The following is a 5,649-nucleotide window of genomic DNA, read 5'->3' on the forward strand; positions in this document are numbered from 1 at the left end:
GCGGGCGACCGAGCGAGGCCGTGAGTGGCAGCATCCGGACGGCGCGCGCTGGTGGCTGGATGCGGCGGGGCAGCTAGCCGAGCGTACGCATCCTGCGCGGGGCGTGGAGCAGTTCACGTGGGACGTGTTCGGGCGGATGGTGGGGTTCGAGAACACCGCTAATGAGCGATGGGTGTATCGATATGATGCGCTCGGTCGGCGTATCGGCAAGCAGGCGGCGGATGTCAGGCCGGAGGTGGGGCAGAGGCATCGCGATGAAGGAGCGCGGACCTCGTTCCTGTGGGACGGCGATGCGATGGCCGGCGAGGTGCGGCAGACGGCGCTTATCGAGAGCGAAGCGCGGTTTTATGTGTATCGGCAGGATGGCTTCGAGCCCTTGGCGATGCAGGTGGATGATGGGGCTTGTAAGCGGATTTACTTCTATCAGAATGATCCGAATGGTGCGCCGGTCAGGTTAAGCAGCGCGGACGGTGACATCGTTTGGGAAACGCACTACAGTGTTGCGGGTGGGATCGATTGGTGCGAAACGCGGAAGGTCGAGCAGGCGATTCGGTTGCAGGGGCAGTATCACGACGCCGAATCTAACCTGCATTACAACCGGTATCGGTACTTTGATCCCGGCACTGGGCAGTTCATCTCGCAGGATCCGATCGGGCTCGAAGGCGGGCTAAATCCCTATCAGTTTGCGCCGAATATATTGGGGTGGTTCGACCCTCTTGGGTTGAGCAAAAGGAACGGTAAAAATACGAGGGCTCGACTACCCGCCAGATGTGAACTAGAAAAAGGGATCGAAAACGAGCACACTTTTGAATCATTTAACGCCGCACGACAACACGCCAAGGATATGTCGGGGATAGGGGACGATGTTGTGGACTTCGTTCAGGAAATTGGACCCTTCAAGGGGCGGGTGACGGGTCGAATGTCCCCCGATGGTTTGCAAGGATGGCGTATTGATTACGATGATAAGAAGAACTTCCACGTTAATTGGTGGGACCGGACCGGCGGAGCTAAACGGCAGGATTGGCTGTTCGGAGCGAATAAAATTAGCGGCGGAACGCAAAGTACGTACTTAGATCTGTTGCAACACTTTCCCTGACTGAGCAAGCGCATGAATTACATAGATTATCCGCATTTAACAGTTTGGATTGGTTGTGGCGCGTCTATTTTACCGGCCGGCGATTCGAATGCTTTTGATGACTACTTGTCTAGTCTCGAATGGGGGAGTGATGGGGGGTTATCTGAAAAATACAAATTTTTAGAAAATAATTTGTCGGATTTCGAGTCGGATGGTCTGTTTGATTCAATCGCTGCGGTCAAATGGCTTGACGGATCAAAGGTAGGTAGGGATTCGCATATTGTTTTCTGGTATGTTAGAGGACAGCCAGGATTGATCTGTGATAAAGAGTTCGCGATTAAAAATGTGGATGTTGCTTATTGGAAGGCTCCGGGAAAGAGGTTTATGTTTGGCGCGACATTTGTCGAAGGAAAATTCAAATTATCCTTTGATGATTTTTTGATATACAGCGGGGCTGATAAGATAAGCGCGCTTGCGTAGAACGAGATAGATTTCAGGGGCAGCATTACGATTCTGAATCTAATCTGCATTACAACCGGTATCGGTATTTTGATCCGGGTACGGGCAGTTTCATTTGATGGTGGCGAGTCGTCACTGATCAGATCATTCTTTATTTATAGTGTAGATGATCAGATTCGTCTTCGGAGGGAGGAAGTCGTGTACCCGTCTGAAAGGGATTATTTAACCGACGGTCCAAATGCAACAAGTTATGAAATCTTCCTGGGGATGGAGGACCTGATTGAATATATAAATTCCAATCATTTAAACTTGTGCGACTTCAAGGTTGCAAAAGGCATGAAGTTCAATTTTTAATCAGAAACTCCTTAGTTTAATCAATAAAATGGGAGCCAGATATAGCTCCCGAATTCTATTGTGCGGCAATTACAAGCCGCCCATATTCCATGGCGATCTTATCCGCTGTCCCGGTAAGAACCCGCCTGCTCGATCCACCGTCCGGCGAGCTTGAACCACGGATAGAGCGGCGGCTCTTTGCGCAGATGCGCGGGCTTGATCCAGTTTCGATCAAAGCGCTGAGTCTGCTGAACGGTCACGGAGCGTTCCGTGACGGATGGGCGTGCTTTAAGATTAGCGTCAGCCATAGTCAACTCCCTCATTGAGTTGGTTGAGGTCAGCGAGCCGCTTGGGTTGCCGCCCGTGCGGCTCGCGCTTTTACTGCGTTTGCTATCTCGTCGATCCTGAAAAATCTCGAAGTCCCTTACTGACGGGCTGTTAAGGGCGAAACTGATACGGGCATATTAGAGCGTGCAAGCCTGCAAAATTCGATGAGGTTCGAATGGGTCCGAAAACGCGTGTGACAGAGCGAGATTTCGTCCGCCAGCCGCTGCTTGAGCAGATCAATTTGAAGCATCCATGAAATCCACGATGACCCTTTCCAGTTGCGCTGTGTTTCACCTTTAACCCATTTCCACCCACCCCCCAAACTGTGCAATCTGCCCAATCGGCAACCGCGCGCGCGGCGCCAGCTCACGCTCGGCGAGCGCATCGGGCAACGCTTGAGCATCGCCATGATGCGCCACTGAGATCATGCTCAACACCTCGAATCGCGCCGGCACAGCAAACGCCGCACGGAATGCATCGGCATCAAGCCCGCTCATCGCGTGCGCCGCCAAGCCTTGCGCGCTGGCTTGCAGCAACAGCGCCATCGCGGCCGCGCCGGCATCGTAGCTCGCAGTCGGATTCTCCGCGCCCTTTGACGTCAGCGTATCCGCCAGCACGGCGATCAACACCTGCGCTTGCGTATTCCACGACTGATTGAACGAGATCAGCGTCCCGAAGGCGCGCTCAAATGCATCGCGATCAAAAGCCTTTTCAAACACGACGAAGCGCCAAGGCTGCGCGTTGAATGCCGAAGGCGCCCAGCGCGCCGCTTCGAGCAAGCTCATCACCTCGGCATGTCCGACGGGACGATCCGCATACGCTCTTGGACTCCAGCGGCCCGCGATAAGAGGATGAATAGCAGTATCACCCGGTGCGGGACGAGGTGTCGTGGTGTGACGTTTTCGATGAATGGCAAAAGGCCGGGACATGAAAGTCCCGGCCGCAAGAACCTGCCCCATGTCACTCGGGATGACGGAAGGCGAAGCCCTCGGGCGTCTCGTCAACATAGCCCGCGAAAGGCGCCATGAAATGTCCCGGCAGAAGCAGCGCGCGCTGCTCGCAGGTCTTCTCCAGAATCCGGCGACGCGTTTCGGCGGATTGCTTCTGGTCGATGCAGCCGAAACAGCTCCAGTGCGGATACTTCACCTGGATCGGATGATGCAGGATGTCACCGGTCATCACGGCATGCGCGTCATTCGACTTCAGCCAGATCGCGACGTGACCCGGCGTATGACCCGGCGCCGGTTCGATGAACAGGCAGTCGGCGATTTCCGCGTAGTCGTCGATCATCATCGCCTGGCCCGCCTCGATCACCGGCAGCACGCTGTCCTTGTAGCCGAGGATGTGATGGCCCGTCGATTCCTTCGCGTAACGCGCCGCCCAATAATCGTTCTCGGTCTTCCCGAACACATACTTCGCGTTGGGAAAGGTCGGCACCCAGCGGTCGCCCACAAGCCGCGTATTCCAGCCGATGTGATCCGCATGCAGGTGCGTGCACAGCACATAGTCGATCTGCTCGGGCGTCGCACCTGCTTTCGCGAGGCGATCCAGATACGGTGTCTGCAGGTTGCACCAGTCGGGACGGCCGGGCCGCTCCTTGTCGTTGCCGACGCAACCATCGATCAGGATCTTGTGCCGCCCCGTGTCCAGCAACCACGAGTGCATGCTGAGGAGCATGCGGCCCGTGGCGGGATCGTAATGGCCCGGCGCGATCCACGAGAGGTTGTCTTCCACGTCCTGCGGCGTCGCCAGCGGGAAGAACTTGAGAAAGTCGAAGGACTTGTCGACGGTCTCTTCAACCAGCGTAGCCGTTACCTTGCCGATCCTGAAACGAATCACGATGCCTGTTCTCCCGACAGTCCGGTTGCGTGCGGCTGACGCGCCGCGCCTGTATCACGGTGCAGATTCTCTTCCAGCGAAGACAGTTCAACGCCGGCCGCTTCGCGCAGCGGCATGATGCCGAGCACCGAGACCACGGCCGCGAACACGATGTACGCCGCCAGCAGCCAGTAACCGCCCGCCCACATGACGAACAGCGCGGCGAGGATCGGCGTCGGGCCGCTCCAGATCACCGTGGCAAGCTGGTACGCCACCGAGACGCCGCTGTAGCGGATCGCGGCCGGATACTGCTCGCTGATGAGTGCGGGCTGCGCCGACAGCGTGCTGCCGAGGCCGAAGACCATCGCAACCGAGATCGCCGTGACGATCACCGGATAGCTGCCGGTATCGAGCATCCTGAAGAACGGGAAGATGAACGCGCCGAGGAAAATCATGCCGCCCATGTACACCTTCTTGCGGCCGATGCGGTCGGACAGCGCGCCGAAGATCGGCTGCGACAACAGCGTGAAGAAGGAACCGATCATCAGTGCGCGGATCGCGAGCGGCTTCTCGATGTGCAGGTTCTGCGTCAGGTACACCAGCGCATACACGGAGATCACGAAGAAGCTGGTGTTCTCGGCGGCCTGTGCGGCGACGATCTGCAGCGTGCGCTTCTTCTGCGTGGCGAGCACGGTGGCAATCGGCATCTTCTCGGCGGTGTGCGAGCGTTGCAGCTTCTGGAAGCTGGGCGACTCCGACACGCGACGGCGAATGATGATGCCCACCACCACCAGGATGCCGGACAGCAGGAACGGCACGCGCCATCCCCACGAAGCGAACTGCTCGGGCGTGGTGAACGCCGTCGTCAGGGCCATCACGCCGGTCGAGAGGATCAGTGCGGCCGAGATGCCCATCTGCGGCCACGCGCCATAGAAGCCGCGCTTCTTGGCGGGCGAGTGCTCGATCACCATCAGCGTGGCGCCGCCCCATTCGCCGCCCACGGCGAAGCCTTGCAGGAAGCGCAGCGTCGTCAGCAGGATGGGCGCGCCCAGGCCGATGCTTTCATATGTCGGCAACAGGCCGATCAGGAAGGTCACGCCGCCCATCATCACGAGACTCAGGACGAGCATTGCCTTGCGGCCGATCTTGTCGCCATAGTGGCCGAACACGATGCCGCCCACGGGACGCGCGATGAAGCCAATCGCGAAGCTCGCCAGCGCCGCGATGGTGCCGGCTACCGGATCGATGGCGGGGAAGAACAGCTTGTTGAAGACCAGCGCGGCGGCCGATCCGAAGATGAAGAAGTCGTACCACTCAAGCGTTGCGCCGATGGCGCTGGCGAATGAAACTCGCCGGATGTCCGAATCGTTGACCATGATGTCTCCTCTGCGTGTTGCGTATCGTTGGTTTTGTTTGAGTGGCGCTGTCAGACGCCGGGAATTTCAATCGTCAGCAACGGTGCGTGCTGCTGCGCGCCGAATGTGTCGCGCTCGCCCACACTGCCCTGCGCCCACGAACGCTTCAGCGTCAGCTTGAAGGCGCGCGCCGGGTCGAAGAACATCAAGGTCACGATGTCTTCCTTCTTCACGTTGTACAGCTTGCAGATCAGCGCCTCGGTCAGCACTCCGCTCGCCTTC

Annotated in this window: 7 protein-coding genes and 1 pseudogene; 3 read left to right on the forward strand and 5 right to left on the reverse strand. The window is 57.9% G+C overall.

Annotation, left to right across the window (positions count from 1 at the left end):
* From QCE62_RS34750 to QCE62_RS35355, 3 genes and pseudogenes are all read left to right on the forward strand, one after another.
* Positions 1-1,096: RHS repeat-associated core domain-containing protein (locus QCE62_RS34750; RefSeq protein WP_309927932.1), on the forward strand; the 1,096-nt coding region annotated here is incomplete at its 5' end.
* Between the two features lie 12 nt (positions 1,097-1,108).
* Positions 1,109-1,555: a hypothetical protein gene (locus tag QCE62_RS34755; RefSeq protein WP_309927933.1), complete on the forward strand. Its 447-nt coding sequence runs from the start codon at positions 1,109-1,111 to the stop codon at positions 1,553-1,555.
* An 8-nt stretch (positions 1,556-1,563) separates the two neighbouring features.
* Positions 1,564-1,653: pseudogene (locus tag QCE62_RS35355) on the forward strand (RHS repeat-associated core domain-containing protein); the annotation flags it as partial.
* Between the two features lie 333 nt (positions 1,654-1,986).
* Here the strand turns inward: QCE62_RS35355 and QCE62_RS34760 are convergent.
* From QCE62_RS34760 to QCE62_RS34780, 5 genes are all read right to left on the reverse strand, one after another.
* A complete protein-coding gene (locus QCE62_RS34760; protein ID WP_309927935.1) occupies positions 1,987-2,127 on the reverse strand; it encodes a hypothetical protein in 141 nt (46 codons plus the stop codon).
* Positions 2,128-2,490: 363 nt separating this feature from the next.
* Positions 2,491-3,123: a nitroreductase family protein gene (locus QCE62_RS34765; protein WP_309927941.1), complete on the reverse strand. Its 633-nt coding sequence runs from the start codon at positions 3,121-3,123 to the stop codon at positions 2,491-2,493.
* A 31-nt stretch (positions 3,124-3,154) separates the two neighbouring features.
* Positions 3,155-4,033 (reverse strand): MBL fold metallo-hydrolase, encoded by an 879-nt coding sequence (locus tag QCE62_RS34770; protein WP_309927936.1) that lies wholly within the window; start codon positions 4,031-4,033, stop codon positions 3,155-3,157.
* Complete coding sequence (locus QCE62_RS34775) at positions 4,030-5,388, reverse strand: MFS transporter (RefSeq protein WP_309927938.1); 1,359 nt, start codon at positions 5,386-5,388, stop codon at positions 4,030-4,032. The genes QCE62_RS34770 and QCE62_RS34775 overlap by 4 nt, the downstream gene beginning before the upstream one ends.
* 50 nt (positions 5,389-5,438) lie before the next feature.
* Positions 5,439-5,649 (reverse strand): DUF4387 domain-containing protein (locus QCE62_RS34780; RefSeq protein WP_309927939.1); only part of this gene is annotated, 211 nt, incomplete at its 5' end.

Source organism: Caballeronia sp. LZ033 (assembly GCF_031451265.1).
GTDB lineage: Bacteria > Pseudomonadota > Gammaproteobacteria > Burkholderiales > Burkholderiaceae > Caballeronia.

Bases quoted from the DNA above. Each gene is read 5' to 3' on its own strand.
- QCE62_RS34755 (WP_309927933.1), top strand. From the start codon at position 1,109: ATGAATTACATAGATTATCCGCATTTAACAGTTTGGATTGGTTGTGGC.
- QCE62_RS34765 (WP_309927941.1), bottom strand. From the start codon at position 3,123: ATGTCCCGGCCTTTTGCCATTCATCGAAAACGTCACACCACGACACCT.
- QCE62_RS34775 (WP_309927938.1), bottom strand. From the start codon at position 5,388: ATGGTCAACGATTCGGACATCCGGCGAGTTTCATTCGCCAGCGCCATC.